The 17,726-nt window shown below is 41.2% G+C and carries 14 protein-coding genes, 1 tRNA gene and 1 pseudogene; 4 read left to right on the plus strand and 12 right to left on the minus strand.

Features of this window, described 5'->3' with window-relative positions:
- Nucleotides 1-57 precede the first annotated feature (57 nt).
- Complete coding sequence (gene recX, locus BQ5903_RS08095; protein WP_010497025.1) at nt 58-855, plus strand: recombination regulator RecX; 798 nt, start codon at nt 58-60, stop codon at nt 853-855.
- Nucleotides 856-1,083: 228 nt separating this feature from the next.
- On the opposite strand, the gene BQ5903_RS08100 is transcribed toward recX, so the two are convergent.
- The 4 genes from BQ5903_RS08100 to map form a co-directional block, all read right to left on the minus strand.
- A complete protein-coding gene (locus tag BQ5903_RS08100; protein ID WP_010497023.1) occupies nt 1,084-2,013 on the minus strand; it encodes a YihY/virulence factor BrkB family protein in 930 nt (309 codons plus the stop codon).
- 27 nt (nt 2,014-2,040) lie between these two features.
- Nucleotides 2,041-2,478 (minus strand): LysM peptidoglycan-binding domain-containing protein, encoded by a 438-nt coding sequence (locus BQ5903_RS08105; protein WP_231920829.1) that lies wholly within the window; start codon nt 2,476-2,478, stop codon nt 2,041-2,043.
- A 317-nt stretch (nt 2,479-2,795) separates the two neighbouring features.
- The gene (gene galU, locus BQ5903_RS08110; protein ID WP_010497012.1) at nt 2,796-3,668 is read right to left on the minus strand and encodes a UTP--glucose-1-phosphate uridylyltransferase GalU; all 873 of its coding nucleotides are present in this window, start codon (nt 3,666-3,668) and stop codon (nt 2,796-2,798) included.
- A 166-nt stretch (nt 3,669-3,834) separates the two neighbouring features.
- Nucleotides 3,835-4,620 carry a type I methionyl aminopeptidase gene (map, locus tag BQ5903_RS08115; protein WP_010497010.1) on the minus strand — a complete coding sequence of 262 codons (786 nt, stop codon included), beginning with the start codon at nt 4,618-4,620 and terminating at the stop codon, nt 3,835-3,837.
- A gap of 235 nt (nt 4,621-4,855) precedes the next feature.
- Between map and BQ5903_RS08120 the strand changes: the two genes are divergently transcribed.
- The 3 genes from BQ5903_RS08120 to BQ5903_RS08130 all read left to right on the plus strand — a co-directional run bounded on the left by BQ5903_RS08120 (nt 4,856) and on the right by BQ5903_RS08130 (nt 9,224).
- Entirely contained in the window at nt 4,856-5,323 is a 468-nt protein-coding gene (locus tag BQ5903_RS08120) for a flavodoxin (protein ID WP_010497008.1), read from the plus strand.
- Nucleotides 5,320-5,739, plus strand: coding sequence for a GtrA family protein (locus BQ5903_RS08125; RefSeq protein WP_010497006.1), 420 nt, complete (start codon nt 5,320-5,322; stop codon nt 5,737-5,739). Before BQ5903_RS08120 ends, BQ5903_RS08125 begins: the two co-directional genes overlap by 4 nt.
- A gap of 599 nt (nt 5,740-6,338) precedes the next feature.
- A complete protein-coding gene (locus BQ5903_RS08130; RefSeq protein WP_079579307.1) occupies nt 6,339-9,224 on the plus strand; it encodes a YfhO family protein in 2,886 nt (961 codons plus the stop codon).
- 181 nt (nt 9,225-9,405) lie between these two features.
- Here the strand turns inward: BQ5903_RS08130 and wecB are convergent, their stop codons facing one another.
- From wecB to ltrA, 8 genes and pseudogenes are all read right to left on the minus strand, one after another.
- Entirely contained in the window at nt 9,406-10,548 is a 1,143-nt protein-coding gene (wecB, locus tag BQ5903_RS08135) for a non-hydrolyzing UDP-N-acetylglucosamine 2-epimerase (RefSeq protein WP_079579308.1), read from the minus strand.
- 312 nt (nt 10,549-10,860) lie between these two features.
- Nucleotides 10,861-10,934, minus strand: a tRNA-Arg gene (locus BQ5903_RS08140).
- Nucleotides 10,935-11,000: 66 nt separating this feature from the next.
- Nucleotides 11,001-11,414, minus strand: a complete 414-nt coding sequence (locus tag BQ5903_RS08145; protein ID WP_010496991.1) for a DUF3284 domain-containing protein — start codon at nt 11,412-11,414, stop codon at nt 11,001-11,003.
- 135 nt (nt 11,415-11,549) lie between these two features.
- On the minus strand, nt 11,550-12,836 hold the full coding sequence (locus BQ5903_RS08150) for a DEAD/DEAH box helicase (protein WP_010496989.1): 1,287 nt from the start codon (nt 12,834-12,836) through the stop codon (nt 11,550-11,552).
- Nucleotides 12,826-13,863 (minus strand): Gfo/Idh/MocA family protein, encoded by a 1,038-nt coding sequence (locus BQ5903_RS08155; RefSeq protein WP_010496987.1) that lies wholly within the window; start codon nt 13,861-13,863, stop codon nt 12,826-12,828. The genes BQ5903_RS08150 and BQ5903_RS08155 overlap by 11 nt, the downstream gene beginning before the upstream one ends.
- Nucleotides 13,864-14,554: 691 nt before the next feature.
- The gene (locus tag BQ5903_RS08160; RefSeq protein ID WP_231920830.1) at nt 14,555-15,232 is read right to left on the minus strand and encodes a matrixin family metalloprotease; all 678 of its coding nucleotides are present in this window, start codon (nt 15,230-15,232) and stop codon (nt 14,555-14,557) included.
- Nucleotides 15,233-15,411: 179 nt separating this feature from the next.
- Nucleotides 15,412-15,930, minus strand: a complete 519-nt coding sequence (locus BQ5903_RS08165) for a CvpA family protein (RefSeq protein WP_231920831.1) — start codon at nt 15,928-15,930, stop codon at nt 15,412-15,414.
- A gap of 177 nt (nt 15,931-16,107) precedes the next feature.
- Nucleotides 16,108-17,493 (minus strand): annotated as a pseudogene (gene ltrA, locus BQ5903_RS08170) (group II intron reverse transcriptase/maturase).
- Nucleotides 17,494-17,726 lie beyond the last annotated feature (233 nt).

The raw sequence follows: 17,726 nt of genomic DNA on the forward strand, positions 1-17,726 counted from the left end.
TTTTGCTATTATAATATCTATAATAACTAATTTTTGAGAGTTAAGGGGAGGACTATTTTGACAAAAACGATCACCCTGATCAAAACACAGAAACGTAAGGGTCGCTACAATGTATACCTAGATGGTAAATATTCTTTTCCGATCGGTGAAGATGTTCTGATCCGCTTTGCGTTAAGCAAGGGTAAAGAGCTAACTGACGAAGACATCGAAAACATCAAAGAGGCTGACAATACTTCTAAAGCCTACCAAAAAGCTTTGAATTACCTAGCCCATCAGCTACGAACAAAACGCGAAGTCCGCGACCATTTGCGTCAAAATGAGATCGCAGAGCAAGATATTGAATCGACTTTAGCCAAATTAGCAGAAATGGACTTGATAGATGATCTGCAATATGCTCAAAGTTATGTTCGCACCATGGCTAAAACTGCAGATAAAGGGCCAACCGTGATTGCCAACAAACTCCGCCAAAAAGGAGTCCCTGCAGTTGATATTGAAGAAGCACTGGCAGAATTTCCAGAAGAGCAGCAGGTAGAAAACGGAGTGACTGTTGCTAAAAAAAGCGCTAAGCACTTTCACGGCGAATCATTCCGCACTAAAAATAATAAGGTCCGGCAGCAATTAATGCAAAAAGGTTTTTCCAGTGATGTGATCAACTTGATCATGGACGAATTAGACCTTCAACCCGATGATCAAGAAGAAACAGCTGCTCTACAGGAACAAGGCGACAAACTTTGGCGTAAAAACCACCGTTATGAACAAAAGCAACGAGTACAAAAAGTTCGTCAGGGTCTCTATCGCAAGGGATTTTCAGGTGATATGATCACCCGCTATCTTGAAGATAAAAATTCAGAATAATCATTAGCAAACTCCCAGTCAGATTTTCAACCAAACTGGGAGTTTTTCTGAAGTTACTTGAACTGTTCTAAAGACTGATTTGCGTTTTCCAAATAAACTTTGCCAGTAAGTTATTGAGCGTGGCGTTTCAAAAACAGAGTAGTACCAGACAATAAATTCAAAATACCCCATAACTAGATCGTTTGTTGCACTTCGATCTAACTATGAGGTATTTTGAATTAAAACTTTTTATTTAGTAGACTTTTTCTTTTTAGAATTGTCTTTATTCATTGGATCCACCCGATCATACAATCTTTTAATAGCAGTCTTTTTAGGCTCGATTTTACCGTAGTGATACCTCTCTAAAGTTGAATTCAATAAAGCCCCCAGTAAAATAAGCCAACTGGAAAAATTCAACCAGAACAGCAAGACGATAAACGTTCCGATCGTCCCGTAACTCAGAACTGATTTGGCAAAATATTTCAAATAGATCGAAAAACCTTGTGTCAAGATCATCCACCCTGCTGCGGCAAATAACGCTCCAGGCCACACATAACGCAAGTGGGTCTTGGCATTAGTCAAAGTCACATAAAGGAAGACCATTACCAAAAAGATAATTACCAGAGTAGCTAATGATTTATATTTCGAAAAAGCATCTAACCACCCTAACGATAAATGGAAAATCGGTGTTAAATATTCAAGGACGATCTGACCAAAACTGTTGACAACAAAAGCCACGATCACGATGATCGCAAACAACAAGATCATAAAGAATGAAAAGATGCGGCTGGTAATTGCATTATCATAATCTTTGACCCCATATACTTGGTTGATCGACATTTTTAGGGCATTAACTCCCCGACTTGCTGACCAGATCGTTAGTATCCCAGTCACTGAAGCCAAACTACCAGAACTATTATTCAAAAAGTCCATCACGATCGGTTTGATAGTACTAAAGACCGTTGATGGGAAAGCTGTTTGCAAATAAGGCAGGATCGTGTCCGCCTTCAGACCCAACATTGGAAGCAGGTTAGTTATAAAAATCAGCATCGGAAATATTGCTAACAGTGAATAATAAGCCGTCACTATCGCAGTATTGCCAATGTTCACTTCTCCAAATTGTTTGATCACTAGCCGCACAAATTTCTTGACCGGCTGAAATTTTTTTCCGAGATCCATTCAGTTAGTTCACATCCTATATCACTTTTACTGTCCTGAGCTATCTGCTGAATTCCCCGTTGAAGTATTACCATTAGCTGGGACCTTAAGTTGGACTCCAGCCGAAATATCACGACTTTCTAAATCATTTAACTCGACTAACATGTCGACTGTCGTATTGTAATTGTTAGCGATCGTTGACAAATATTCACCCTGTTTGACCGTGATGTAGATATATTTTTGATCACTTGACGTTTTTTTAGTAGAACTGTTTGTTTTACTTGCAGAGGAACTTTCTTTTGCCGTCGGTTTTTTTTTAACCGCAGCAGTATTCTCCGTTGTGTCACCATATTTCTTCTTGGCAAAGGCACGTTGCTTATCGTACTCCTTTTTTTGATATGCCGCATTATTGCCAAAAGAAGCCTGAACACGACTCTGAACCAACGTACTGCCCCAGGCCCACGAGCCAACAGCGAGTAAGATCACGACAGCTAAGACTGTCCAGCCAACTTTCTTCAGTGTTTTCTTGCGTCTTGAGTGTACGTGTTTCTTATGTTTTTACATAATACTACTCCCCTACTATTATTAAATGTGTATTGAAAAATAACTTTTACAGATGTGTACATATAAAATACACAATAATTATTACACCATTCATTTTACACTAAAAATAAAATAAATAGTAGAGTCAGAAATATAAACACTGGAAGTGTACCATCTCACTCTTTAAAAAACCAATCAAAACTCTAAAAAAAGAGCTCTGATCTTGATCAGAACTCCCGTGATTATTTACCAGCATCAATTTACTTAATTTTTTTGCTGAGATCTTTAATGTATGCTCGTAATTCATCCTTAACTTCTGGATGACGTAAGCCAAATTCGATCGAAGTCTTCAAGTAGCCAAACTTGTAGCCGACATCAAAACGGTCACCTTTGAATTCATGAGCAAATACGCGTTGGATCTTGTTCAAACGATCGATCGCGTCAGTCAATTGAACTTCGTTACCGGCGCCCGGTTTTTGTGTCTCTAACATTTGGAAGATCTCAGGCGTTAACAAGTAACGACCAATAATTGCCAAGTCAGATGGCGCCTTATCAACATCCGGTTTTTCAACGAAACGCTTAACATCGTACAAGCCAGGTTTTGTCTGTGCGGCTGGGTCGATCACACCATATTTATTAACTTCTTGATGTGGGACCTTCATTACTGCTAACGTAGATGCATGCGTATCTTCATAGCGTTGCATTAATTGCTTAGTCAATGGTACCTTGTCTTCCATGATGTCATCACCTAACATCACAACAAAGGGTTCATCGCCCACAAAATCTTTGGCCATCAAGACAGCATCGCCTAAGCCACGGGGATGAGATTGTCTGATGAAGTAAAGGTTGATATCCGTAGTCTGTTCAACTAGCTTTAAAAGATCTGTTTTGCCCTTATCTTTCAAATTTTGTTCCAATTCAGGGACCGAGTCAAAGTGATCTTCGATCGGACGTTTACCCTTCCCTGTGACAACTAAAATGTCCTCGATACCTGATTTTTTAGCTTCCTCAACGATGTATTGGATCGTTGGTTTATCAATGATCGGTAACATTTCCTTAGCTAAAGCTTTAGTTGCCGGCAAAAAACGCGTTCCTAGTCCAGCAGCTGGAATAACAGCTTTTCTTACTTTCATTTGATCGCTCCTCTATAATAATTAGTACATATTACTAGCATTATTAGTACAACTAACTTACTAGGTAGTCCGCTGACATTATATCAATTAATAGGCTATTAGTAAATGTATCCCTTTTCATAACAAAAATGTTTACCTCTAGCCTGAATTATACTTACTTAAAATTTTAAAGCAAATATTTTGAGTCAAACTCATGATCCTGGGACGTTAAAATCTTCGGCCCATCATTGGTAATAGCCAACGTATGTTCGAATTGACAAGATAAGCTGCCATCTTGTGTCCGTGCTGTCCAGCCATTTGGGTCATCCATAACTGCTTGCCAGCCGCCCATGTTGATCATTGGTTCGATCGTGATTGTCATGCCAGGACGTAAGCGCAAGCCTTTACCTGCTTCACCGTAGTGCGGTACATTAGGGCTTTCATGCATTGTAGGTCCGATGCCGTGGCCGATAAATTCACGAACATCGCCATAGCCGTTTTCATCTTCAGTGTAATGTTGGATCACAGCACCGATGTCACCGATCCGATTACCGACCTGAGCTTGGTCAATTCCCAAATATAAAGCCTTTTTCGTAACATCCATTAACCGGTCGATCTCAGGTGTTGATTTACCGACCACATAGCTCCAGCAAGAATCACTCATTGCACCATGATAGTTGACAACAGTATCCACTTTGATCAAGTCGCCATCTTTCAAGATCAGGTCTTTACGTGGAAAACCGTGGCAGATCTCATCATTAACACTGATACAAGTTGCGTACTTGTATCCTTCAAAACCAATTTGTTCAGGGATCGCATCGTGCTCTTTAAAATACTTCAGTGCAAACTCTTCGATATCCCAGCTTGACATACCTGGTTTGATCAAATCACGGATCCCAACGTGCATGCCGGCCAAAATTGCACCAGACTCAGCCATTTCTTTGATCTCGCGGTCCGATTTCAAAGTTATCATCTATAAGTTACCTCCATTAATTCCAGATATTTGAATAATATTTCGTTCTATTTATTCAGTATTCCTAAGCAAACACACTACTACAAAACAGAAGATCTTTCCAGTGTCTACTCGGGTACCCCTTCATTATAGCGTATTTGAGAATTAATGTTTAATTTTACCAAACTAAAGGATAAATTTCTCACATAATCTGCTATAATAGCTGTTGATATAAATTTTGAAAGAAGGATCAGTCATGCCAACGGCAAAAGTTGTTTTCGCCACAATTACAGGGAATAATGAAGATATCGCAGATATTGTGTCTGATAATTTAGAAGATCAAGGTTTTGAGATCGAGCAAATCGAGATCTCTCAAGCAGAGATCGAAGACTTCGAGGAGGCAGATATTTGTGTGATCTGCCCTTACACTTATGACGAGGGAGCTTTGCCTGATGAGGGGCTAGACTTCTATGACGACCTCAAAGAAGAAGCGGATCTCAGTGGTAAAGTATATGGAGTTGCTGGATCTGGCGACACCTTCTATGAAGGTTTTTACTGCACTGCTGTCGATGATTTCAGCAATGCCATGAAAAAAGCCCATGCGATCCAAGGCGCTCCAGACCTTAAAATCAATCTAGCACCAGACTCTGATGAAGACCTGGCAGCATTAGATGACTTCAGTCAAAAATTGGTAAACACATATAAGGAACAACAAAATAAATGACAACCATTAAAAAAATTTGGCTTAAATATAAAGGTGTGATCGCCTATCTTTTCTTTGGTGTCTTAACCACACTGATCAACATTATCGCTTTCTACTTATTTGGAACAGTATTTGCTTTGTACTACCAGCTAGCAAACGTGATCGCCTGGCTGCTTTCGGTGCTATTTGCCTTTTTCACTAACAAAGTATGGGTTTTTGGTTCCAAGTACACTACAATGAAAGCCTTTTGGAGTGAAATGGGCAAATTCTTTTTCTACCGCGGTGTTTCCTTGGTGATCGATGCTGCCATCATGTTTTTAGGCGTTTCAGTCTTGAAAGTTGATAAAAATTTAACCAAGTTACTCGACCAGGTAGTTGTTGTCTTGATCAACTACTTCTTCAGCAAGTTTTTGATTTTTAAAAATGGCAATAAATAATAACAGAGCGAAGTGAACCGGTTAAAAGTTGAGCACTATCGGACTTTGACGATAAATCGTGTTTTTTACGACTTGTTGTTAAAGTTGGATAGGCGCAGACTTTTGGTTCACGGAGCTCGACTACTAAAACAGAGCGGAGCATGGCGTTCAGAAGTTGAGCACTAACGGGCTTTCACGCTATAATGCGTTTTTCAGCATTGGAGTGTGAAAGTCGGTTAGGCGCAAACTTCTGCCATGCGTAGCTCGACTATAAAACAGAGCGGAACAAGCCGGGAAAACTCGAGCACCAAGGGACTCAGGCATTATGACAAGTGCCTTTCTTGTCGTGATGTCGGAGTTGATTGGGCGGAAAGTTTTGGCTTGCGTAGCTCGACTAAGATAACAGAGCGGAGGCAAGCCGGGAGTACTCGAGCACTAATGGACTTGAGCATTATGACAAGTGCTTTTCTTGTCGTGATGTTCAAGTTGATCAGGCAAAAAGTTCTGGCTGGTGCAGCTTGCCAGTCAAAATTAGAAGAAACAATTAAAAAATCTCCAATTCAATATTGCTCAGGCCTTTTTTAGGTTACAATATTAAAGAATGAATTGGAGGTTTTTTTGTGCATTTTTCGGTCAAACATCATCAAATCAAACATCTCTATCGTGATTATACGATCGTCTTTTTAATCGTCGCAGTCTGTATGTTTGGAACATACTTATTGACAGGACATTCGTTGATCTGGCGGTTAGATGGAGCTAACCAGCATTTACCCTTGCTGGAAAATTTCCGCCAAGGATTAGGAGACCTGCTCAGCGGTAAGATCTCTTCCTTACCCCAATGGTCTTATCAAATGGGCTTAGGCGGTGACAATTTTTCCGTTTACTCCTACTACTTGATCGGTGATATTTTTGCATATTTAACACTGTTGTTTCCAGCGGCTAAGGTCGTTGTTGTTTATCAGTGGCTGATCGTATTGCGACTATATTGTGCGGGATTGTCATTTGTTTTTTTGGCGTCTCATTTTGACTTCACCAAAAATGTCATCAATACAGGCGCTTTGGTTTATTTATTTAATGCCTTTTTATTGTATTCTGCCGAAGCTCAGCCTTTTTTCACGACACCTTTTATTATTTTTCCGTTCCTGGTCTTAGGAATCGAGAAAATTTTGCAGAAAGGATCACCCTGGCCGCTCACAGGCGCTTTTATTTGGATGTTGGTCAGCAATTATTATTTTGCCTTTGTACTTGGTTTAGGTGCGATCATTTATTTAGTTTTAAGAGTGTCCTTCTATTATTTACATGATTTAAATTATCTAAAAACTTTGGGTAAACTAGCCTTTGCGACACTCACTAGTATCTTGGTATCGTCGTTTATGCTAGTGCCGGAAATTTTTGCTGTTATGAATTCGACCCGGGCAGCCGGTAATTTTGCAAATGGTTTAAAAATCTATCCACTCTATTACTATTTGGCTTTGCCTTCACAATTTATCAACGGCGGTAACCGTGACTTTTACTTCTGGTCCGCACTTGGATATGCCAGCATCGCTTTTTTTGCAGTCGTCTTTATTTTTAGCAGGCTCAAACGTTTCCCATTATTATCAACGACTTTTATTATCAGTTTTGTCATGTTGTTATTCCCGGTATTTGGTGCGATTTTCAACGGTGGTATGGCACCATCGAACCGCTGGACCTTGCTATTATGCCTGCCAATCTCTCTGGCAACTTGTGCCTTGGTCCAAGATTCTGTCAAACTGTCCGACCGCTTATTTAAGTATTTTTCTTATGCACTATTGATTTATGCCGTAATCATCGGGATCACTTATTATTTTCAAAGTGACGAGAAATTATTCGTGCCGTTTATCTTTTTGTTTGTCAGCTTAGCAGCGCTAATGATCATTCATTTTAAGCAGTTAGCTCACCCGCATCGTTTCTTAATGCTGATAGTCTTGGCCAACGTTTCTCTAAATGCGATCTACTATGAAGCACCATACAATGGCGGCTATTCCAACGAAATGCTGCCGCTTGGGGCATATACAAATTTGAATGATAATTTGTACTCTGGTTTGGACAAAAAATTGGCACCAGTCGACCAGCGAGGTTACCGAACTTCTACGACCAGCAATAACTTTGACTTAGGCGCAGGCTATCATTTGTACAATAGCTTGCCCAATAACTCCACGTCATTAACGTCGTATTATTCTGTTCAAAACAAATATATCGGTCAGTTCGCTGAAGAGATGAAAAACATTCAGTATGATGCAAATGTTCCTTTGCGCCAAGTAGATGATCGGACAATTTTAAACAACTTTTTGGGAGTCCGGTACATCTTCAACTGGCTCAACCAAGATAACTATCAAAAAGTCCCAGCTGGTTACTACTTAGACAAAACTTCTCAGTTAGTCACTGATCCAAATGGCACTGGAGATAAGGACCAACAGGCCAGACGATATAAATCAGATAACGCCTTCCCACTGTTTTACTGGCAAGGCCAAGTCTTTACTCATAAACAGCAGCGTAAATACACTGCCAGTCAAAAGGAAAGAGCTTTAGCCAGTGGGGTAAAGGTCAGTGAGAAAGCCGCTCGGGGTTTAAAACGAGCCACGGTCAAAAATGAAACTAACAAGATCCCTTATCGTTTGATTTCAAGTCGCGGCAACGAGGTCGACCCTCATCATCTCGAAAAAAAGGATAGTGAAGAAACTTATCAGATCGTCTTGTCGCGTCCAGTGAACGAAGAAAGCGAAGATTACTATCCGGACTCGGAGCTCCATTTGGAATTCACGAATATCAAGTATCAACCATATTCACTGGATCAGCAAATCAAATTCGAACAGCTGCACCAAAGTTCTCGCGGGATGACAGGCTTGCTATCGCAAAATAATCAGTATAACTATTACAAGTATTTGCGTTATCACGTTTTGCAAGGGTCACCAGACACCAGTTTCAAGTTGAATGTCGATTCTTCTTTGGGAACTGAAACGATCGAACAGCCCAAACAAAGTGCATTGTCATTTTACAAGGACATTAAGGGCGGTTCGATGAATGTCGGTCACTTCAATAATTCTTTGCCGCAGTCTTTGACGCTGACACCTTCAAAATTAGGTGATTATAGTTTTGATCTGAAGGTCGTAGCGACGCCTTTGGCTAAAAACAGCAATTATCAAAAACAGGTCAAACAGATTCAAAAAGATAAGCTGCAAGATCTAAAAATGTCACAGGATAAAATTTCCGGTCAGATCACCACCGCGAATACAGGGATCCTGACCTCCTCAGTCCCATACTCAAAGGGCTGGCAAGTCAAAGTTGATGGCAAAAAACGCCCAGTCTTAAAGACAAATACAGCCTTTATTGGAGTTAGACTTCCACGCGGACACCACCAGGTAACATTTACCTACGAGTTACCTGGAGCGAAATTAGGCCAAAAACTCTCGATCACCGGCTTATTAGCGGCCCTGCTCGGTGGGATCGTCTCACTAATTTACTATCGTCGCTCGCGCCAGAAATAAATATCTAAAAAAAGAGATGCAAAAATCCTCCTGAAGTTGATTTTTGCATCTCTTTTCTATTTATCCAGACATTTAGCTGAGGAAGGAAAGTTCGCTATTTTTATGTGTCTCGGACTGTACTTCCCAGTTTCAGCGTAACCAAAAACGGCGCTGATGATCAGTCCGCCGTTTGCTAAAAATCTTATTTAAAATCTTCTGGTCGTTTTGCTTGGGCTTTAAAATGGTATTTAATAGCGGCCAAGATCCGTTCAGAGGCATGTCCATCTCCATATGGATTAGAAGCCTCCGCCATTTGCTGATAATTGTCTTTGTTATCCAGCAAGTTGAGCATTTCTTTTTTGACTTGGTCGTGATCTGTCCCGACCAACTTGAGCGTACCGGCAGTCACACCTTCTGGGCGTTCTGTCGTATCACGCAAAACCAGGACAGGTTTGCCCAAAGACGGTGCTTCTTCTTGAACGCCGCCAGAATCCGTCATAATGAAATAACTACGAGCCGATAAGTTATGAAAATCGATCACATCTTGCGGTTCGATCAAGTGCACACGTTTAACATTAGCAAAAACTTCGTGGGCAACTTCACGCACAGCAGGACTTAAATGTACCGGATAAACGATTTCTACATCAGGTCGTTCATCTAAAACTTCTTTCATTGCATGAAAGACTTGGCGCATCGGTTCGCCTTGATTTTCCCGGCGATGCATAGTGACCAAGATCATGCGATTTTCAGCGGCAATTTCATCTAAAGCTGAGTGATGATAATCTTTTTGCACAGTCTCATGTAAAGCATCGATTGCAGTATTACCGGTAACAAATATCTGGTCAGAAGGATGATTTTCTTGCAGCAGATTTTGCTTGCTTTGCTCTGTTGGTGCAAAATACAGGTCACTTAACACATCCGTCATTTGCCGATTCATTTCTTCAGGGTATGGAGAAAACTTATTCCAAGTCCGCAACCCGGCTTCAACATGACCTAAAGTCTTTTGCCGGTAAAAAGCAGCTACACTGGCAGCGAAAGTGGTCGTAGTGTCACCATGGACTAAAATAATGTCAGGCTCAGCCTCAGCGATGACTTGGTCAAGCTTTTGTAAGACGTCAGTCGTGATCTCGTTTAAGGTCTGTCCCTTGTGCATAATATTTAAGTCAAAATCAGGTGTGATCTTAAATATTTCCAGAACCTGGTCTAACATTTCACGGTGCTGTGCCGTTACCACTGTTATTGTTTCAAACTCCGCGGGACGTTGCTGCATTGCTTTGATCAGCGGCGCCATTTTAATTGCTTCAGGACGAGTGCCAAAGACAGTCATAATTTTGATCTTATTCATTTTCTCCACTCCATTACCTTATTTGTTAATTTATCTTACTAATGTTTACTTAATTAAGTTTAATGCCTGATGTGACCCTAACTTTGCCATACTTGGGGCGACATCGACCTCTTCTGGACCTAACTTTACCAAACTTGGGGCCACATCAACTAATTGATGTACATTTGTTTTGCAGATCTGCGTGCAGATAACAATCTTTTTGTATGTGGGTCTGCCTAGCTCTCAACACCAATTTCATTAGGAGCCAAGTTGCTTCCATCATTTAAAAAAAACAACATGCCTGCACCATGCAGTCATGCCGTTCATATACTATGCGCTTGATCGGAATTGAACCGATGACCTACCGCTTAGGAGGCGGTTGCTCTATCCTGCTGAGCTACAAGCGCATGTAGCAACCAGCCTTTACTAGTATAGCGGTTAAAAAGCCATAAAGTCAATAGTATCAATTATTTTTAATAACCAATTTCTAGTTGCTTCAAAATTTTTTTGAAATTGTTAGCCAACAGCCAATCAAACAAAATGCTGTTCGTTTTGTTTTTCAGCGCTACCAATAAGTTCTTAGCTTTTACCTTTTGAGTGTAGCTGACCTCGACTTGATCTGCAGCCAGTTTTTTCAAATCATAGGCCTTAGAAACTATTTCATCTTTGGTTTCGACCTGAAAGTGGTAACTGGCCGCAGAAATCAACTTTGTGATTTGGATCTGACACGATTCACCCTCATCGTTGACCGACGAATAGGCAAAGCCAGCTAACTCATCAGCAGCCATAAAACGCCCAGTGGCCTCAAATATATCGTAGATTCGTGAATCTACCAGTCGTTCGAAAATGTATTGTGCCGAAACATTTAGTTTAATTGAAGTCTTCATCAAAGACCACCTCGTTTTGATAAGCATTTGTCTACTCTATTATCATAAGCCATTTACGACCTGATTAAAAGCAGTTTGACCAACTTTGCAACTTTCCTTTACTTGGGCCCAAACTTCTTGGCAAATGAAGTTCGGTTACTCGCCTTGCCTCTTTTTTGGCTTAGGCTTACCCTTATTTTTTCGGTCACGTTTCCGATTTTTCTTATGCTTGATACTTTGTTTCTTTTCTTCAGCTCGAATTTGTTTTATCTCAGTTTTAGTTTTCTTTTTCTTCTTTTTAGGTTTATTTTGCTGCTTATTTTCAGCTTGAGCCGCTTTAAGATCAGTAACCAACTGATGCTGGTATATATAGCCCGTTTGCAGATCATAGTCTTTGTCTTTGACCAGTTGTTTAAACTGACGCAGATCATGTTCGTTGCCTAAATTGATCACTGTTCCTTGCGCACCCATCCGACCGGTCCGACCGCTGCGGTGAATGTAGGTTGTGAGGTCACGGGGGATATCAAAATTGACAACAGCCGGCAGTTCTGCAATATCCAAACCACGCGCTGCTACGTCCGTAGTCAATAACAATCTGATCTTTCGTTTGCGCAGATCAGCCAGGGCTTGCTTACGTTTTTGAGAACTTTGCCCCGAGCTTAATTCACCGATCGCAACGTGTTGAAAAGCAAGTTTTTCGGACGCATCTTTGACTTGAGTGGTTGAATCAAAGAAGACTAACCCTGCAAAGTCATCCAAATTAGCAAGTTTCCGTAACATTTCAACTCGCTTTCGAACCGGACTTTCGATCAAATAATGAGTCACATGACCTTGAGTATTGTCGATCTGACGTACATCGATCACCTCAGGCTCGACTCCGAACCAATGATGAACGTCGGATAAATTAGCAGAATCTGTTGCAGAGAAGAAAGACAATTGGATATCAGCATGAGCATGACTGACGATTTCTCGGCATAAAGCCAAGGATGCCTCATCAGCCAACATTTGGTCTGCTTCATCGATCACACATGCAGTTAACTTGTGCATCTTCAGCTTGCGCTCTTTGATCACGTCCAAGACCCTGCCCGGAGTCCCAACGATGACCTCTGGGTGTTTTTTCAGCTTTTCGTACTGGCGCTTAACATTGGCTCCACCAATCACAGCGATCGACTTCATTCCTAATAAAGACGCAAAACGCCCCATAACGTTATTGACCTGTACGGCTAACTCCTGCGATGGTACCAGCACTAACAACTGGGTCCCATCCTTGGGCAGCAGTGTCTCTAACAAAGGCATCGCGTAAGCTAATGTCTTACCGGAGCCAGTTGGCGCATACCCAATTACATTTTTACCAGCTGATAAGGGTTCGTAAACAGCCTCTTGGATCGGGCTTAAGCCGGCAAACTTCTCTTTTTCAAATTCTTCAACAAACTTAGGATTCATTATTTTCCTCTTCTACTTCTTCGGCCACTCTATCGGCCTTAAATTTAATGTTGGCGCTTTGCCGCAATTGATACAGGACTTTATTGACCTGCACAGCATAAGCGAGCCAGTCTTCTTCTAATTGTTTTGCATCGTTGGAGCCTTTGTCATTTAGCACATCGGCAAATTCATTAGCTTCAGCGACCATTGGATTATCCTTTTGCGGCACAGATAATTCCTTTTGATGTCCGTTACCATCGTCTAAAACAACCTTATTCAAATCACTGGAATGATCCATCCGGATGGTTTCTTTAAGTCCATAAATCTCGCCTGGCAAATACGAATTAACATTCTTGGCCAGATTAAGTGTGACATCAAAACCTGGGTAGTGCAAGATTGCAACACCCTTGCCATCAACTCCGGTTGGGAGCATAGTAGCATGATAATCGACAGAACTCGGCATACCAAACCACACGATTGCATCATACACAAGGTAAACACCCAAATCTTGGACACATCCGCCAGAAAAATCAGGCGAGAAAATATTAGGTTCTTTACCTGCTAAAACCGCATCATACCGTGACGAATACTTGGCATAGGTCAATGTTGCACCTTGGACCACATTCAATGATTCAACAGCCTTGCTGACTGCCTTAAAGTTCGGTTCGTGAACATGACGAGCTGCTTCGAACAGGAATGTTTCTGGATGTTCGCGCAGGACTTGAACCAACTGTTTCATTTCAAATGGATTTGAAGTGGCAGGTTTTTCAACCACAACGTCTTTTCCGGCCAAAATTGCTTGTTTGCACTGTTCAAAATGTAGACTATTTGGTGAGGCAATGTAGACAATGTCAAAGCTCCCTTTTTCAAAGAAATCATCCAAGTTATCAAAAAATTCGGAAGTGCTTGCAAATTTATCGCCAAACTGATGAGCTTTATCAAGGGTACGTGAATAAACAGAAGTTAACTGCCACTTTTTTGTTTCATGAGCAGCATTAACAAATTGTTCAGTGATCCAGTTAGTCCCAATGATGCCAAGTTTTAACATGAAATTACCTCCTATTTAAAAAACAGAGCGAAGTGAACCGGTTAAAAGTTGAGCACTATCGGACTTTGACGATAAGTCGTGGTTTTTACGACTTGTTGTTAAAGTTGGATAGGCGCAGACTTTTGGTTCACGGAGCTCGACTACTAAAACAGAGTGGAGGCAAGCGGAAAGAAGCGAGTATATCGGGCTTTAACAGCCATAGTACGTTTTAGGCACTGGGTTGTTAAAGTTGGATAGACGGAACTTCTTGCTTGCCAGAGCTCGACTATGAAAACAGAGCGGAGCATGGTGTTCAGAAGTTGAGCACTAACGGGCTTTCACGCTATAATGCGTTTTTCAGCATTGGAGTGTGAAAGTCGGCTAGGCGCAAACTTCTGCCATGCGCAGCTCGAATACAAAACAGAGCGAAACGTGACGGATGAATGCGAGAACTAACCGACTTGTACGCTATAATGCGCTTTTCAGCATTGTAGTGTGCAAGTTAGTTAGGCACGGCCTGCTGTCACGTGCAGCTCAAGTAAAAGCGCAACTTTTCTTACTCTACTTCAAATTTCGCTTATTCCTATTCTAACAGAAACCACCGCTCACGTATAACAACAGAAACATTTTTCTGTGATTTTTACTACTGATCGCTCAACATTAAAAAAGCCTGCCAAAATCATTCTGGCAAACTCCTCTAAAAAGTGGAAATTTAATTATGAGTATAAATTTCTTTTAACGCACGCAGATCTGCATCCGAAAATGAAGTTCGTCCTTGGTCGATCGGGAACATGATAGAATTACGGTCATTGCGATGATCCAATCCCAGCGAGTGCCCGATCTCATGTAAAGCCACGGATAAACGCGGCGGGTATTTACTATTCAAATTTGCCTGTCCACTATTCATATCAGAACCGCCAATACCCATCTTAGGATAGATTCGCGGCCCACCAAAGCCCAACTCTCTTAATCCTATCTGACTCTGACTTTGAGTCCGGTTTTCTTTTTGATAAACACCCAAAGTCAATTCATTATCTTGGCCGCTGCCCTTACCCGGAACCAGCTTAACGATCCCAGTCTGATTATAGAGAGCAATCGCCTGTTTAAATTTTTGCTGGAAATTGGCAGGAACATTATTAGCGAAATGGTAATAATATTTATTCGACAGGTTACGGTTTACGACAATATTTTCGATACCATCTTTGTCTGTTTTTTGATCGTCTTTTTGAACCGCTGTATCAGCAAAATTTTGCGTCACTTTTTGTTCAACGATCGAACCAAAATCTTGTGTCTGGTCAACTAACTTTTCACCCAAATTAGGTGTCAAAAAAATATTGAAAGTCAACACGACCACAACGGCCGAAATGACTCGTTTGACCCATTTCATCATAATTTCCTCCATTATTCACATCACAGAACATGATGCAGCGTTCAGAAAACAAACCTCACGGACTTAGGGTGTGTATAGTCGTAAGTTAGCCAGTCCGCAATCTTTCACTGTACAAAGCCTGTCTGGTCTGAGCTTCAAAGTCCTTGTACATTTACAATCTGCTGTTTTCCTAGCTCAGACTATAAATTCTCAGTACCATGATCGATTTTAACGATCCTCTGTGCAACCGTTGAATCATTGTACTGCTGTTGGACCCAATTGGATGAAGTCGCTAAGAATAGATTCAAAACTACAAAAATCAGCAAATATTGGACGGCGATCCCAGCAAAGATCCCCAAAATAGAATTTCCGATATGCAAAAACGGCAGCCGTGTCAAATTATTCAAGCTGCGCCAAATTCCTTGAAAGACTCCGCTGGCGAGTGTAAACAGGACAAAAAAAACAACAATATTAGTAAAGTAACGTTCTGGGACTGAAAATTGCATGTGGGCATATTTAGTCAACATCTCGGTTGCCCAGTTTGCCGCCGTTTGCCCGTAAAACATCGCAAAAATTACGCCCAAAACTAAAGAAAGCAAACCACCCAATTGCAAAATAAAGCCTCTTTTATAACCGGTAATGGCTCCGAAAATCAATAATATAATAATGATTGCTGACAAGATCATAGAATCATTCCCTTTTTCTCTTACTCTATCCATCTCAAAAACTATACCTATTATTTTAGCGCATTATGTGTCTTCTCATCTACCTATTTAACTCGTTTTAACACTATTTAACGCTTCTTAATCCTTTGTCAAAATCGGGTAGGAGATAGTTCACACTATCGACCTCCCACACCACCGTACGTACGGAACCGTATACGGCGGTTCAACAATTTAAGCTTTACTTTGTATTGACTGATACAACTGAGACATGTTTAATAGTCCCCGTTGTGTCAGTCTTTTATTGGTTATGGTCATCAACAGTGTTTTACTGTGAGCGTTACGCCAGTATCCTTTCCGCGTATTTGCGTAGGTTTTGGCTTGTTTGTGGCTCATCCCCAATTTGACCAGCGCTTTGAATCGGGTTCCAATATTCTTCCACTGCTTCCAGATGTACTGACGGATGCGCGAGCGCAACCATTTGTCTAGTTGTTGGAGAAAGGTTTTCATCTTCCCAATGGAATAATATTGGATCCAGCCCTGCATTTTCTGCTTAATTTCATGCAGAATCCTATCAAGGCTGACGCCTCGGCTTCTCTTGGTGATTCTTGTCAATTCCTGTTTAATTCTCTGTTTAGGTTTTTGATGAGGACGCGGGTAGGCGCTATTGCGTCCCACACCCAGAGAAAAACCTAGAAACTTCAGTCTTAGTGGAGAACCGACTTGCGTCTTTTCTGCATTCACTTCAACTTTGAGTTCCTTTTCTAAAAACTGGGTGATGCTTTTGAGAACCCGTTCACCCGCACGCTTACTTTTAACATAGATATTACAGTCATCCGCATAGCGTACAAATTTATGTCCTCTTCTGGTCAATTCTTTGTCCAGCTCGTTCAGATAAATATTTGCTAGTAATGGTGAAATATTGCCACCTTGCGGTGTACCTTTAGCGGACTTCTCGAAAAATCGACCATTCATAACACCACTCGTCAAGAACTTACGAATCAAATGCAAGACCTATGGCTCACTAATGTAATTTTCAACAAATTTAATTAGTAAATCATGGTTCACATTGTCAAAATAGGACTTTAAATCAAGGTCGACCACGTAGTGATAACCCTGATTATAATAAGCAACCACCTTTTTCACAGCACTTTGTGCACTGCGGTGTGGGCGAAAACCATAACTATTATCTGAGAATACTTTTTCAAAAATAGGAGACAGTTGCTGTTGTAACGCCTGTTGAACCACACGGTCAACGACCGTTGGGATTCCTAACTGACGTTTCGAACCATCTGGCTTAGGAATCTCAACTCGTTTGACAGGTTGGGGTTCATAGCTTTCGATTCGCAAGGCCTCGATTAGTTTTACGTTATTCTCTTTCAAGTATGGGCCAAGTTCCTCAACGGACATGCCGTCAATTCCTCCAGCCCCTTTATTACGCTTGACATGGACAAAGGCCCGATTTAAATTATTCCGGTCTAAGACCTTCTCACGTAATAAGCCATTTTGAGTTCTCTTTTCACCAGAAACAACGCTACGCGCTCCTGTTTGCTCTGACCCTTCCAGGGTTACCCTCCGCAGGTAGTCAGCTTTATTTTCTGTTTTCTGCAATTGTCGCATTGTTTCCACCTCCAGGATGAATCAAAATTATTGTTGTTCAGCCCTTCACCATTACTGGCTACTATGGCCTCGGCTGACTTCTGTCATGGACAACTCAACATTACTATTGAGCCTGTTCCTGCCAGAAATAACTTCCAGCTTGAGAGAACTACCATGACAGACCTCCCCGGGTAAGAGCAGTAGCTTTCGCATCAAACCGTTGGCTTTACTGTGACGGTTTCGAGTGGTCAGGG

The sequence above is a fragment of the Ligilactobacillus acidipiscis genome (assembly GCF_900116935.1).
Lineage (GTDB): Bacteria > Bacillota > Bacilli > Lactobacillales > Lactobacillaceae > Ligilactobacillus > Ligilactobacillus acidipiscis.

Coding starts and splice junctions, on each gene's coding strand:
- BQ5903_RS08100 (WP_010497023.1), bottom strand. CDS start 2,013: ATGGATCTCGGAAAAAAATTTCAGCCGGTCAAGAAATTTGTGCGGCTA.
- BQ5903_RS08165 (WP_231920831.1), bottom strand. CDS start 15,930: ATGGATAGAGTAAGAGAAAAAGGGAATGATTCTATGATCTTGTCAGCA.
- galU (WP_010497012.1), bottom strand. CDS start 3,668: ATGAAAGTAAGAAAAGCTGTTATTCCAGCTGCTGGACTAGGAACGCGT.
- wecB (WP_079579308.1), bottom strand. CDS start 10,548: ATGAATAAGATCAAAATTATGACTGTCTTTGGCACTCGTCCTGAAGCA.
- BQ5903_RS08150 (WP_010496989.1), bottom strand. CDS start 12,836: ATGAATCCTAAGTTTGTTGAAGAATTTGAAAAAGAGAAGTTTGCCGGC.
- BQ5903_RS08125 (WP_010497006.1), top strand. CDS start 5,320: ATGACAACCATTAAAAAAATTTGGCTTAAATATAAAGGTGTGATCGCC.
- BQ5903_RS08120 (WP_010497008.1), top strand. CDS start 4,856: ATGCCAACGGCAAAAGTTGTTTTCGCCACAATTACAGGGAATAATGAA.
- BQ5903_RS08155 (WP_010496987.1), bottom strand. CDS start 13,863: ATGTTAAAACTTGGCATCATTGGGACTAACTGGATCACTGAACAATTT.
- map (WP_010497010.1), bottom strand. CDS start 4,620: ATGATAACTTTGAAATCGGACCGCGAGATCAAAGAAATGGCTGAGTCT.
- BQ5903_RS08145 (WP_010496991.1), bottom strand. CDS start 11,414: ATGAAGACTTCAATTAAACTAAATGTTTCGGCACAATACATTTTCGAA.
- BQ5903_RS08160 (WP_231920830.1), bottom strand. CDS start 15,232: ATGATGAAATGGGTCAAACGAGTCATTTCGGCCGTTGTGGTCGTGTTG.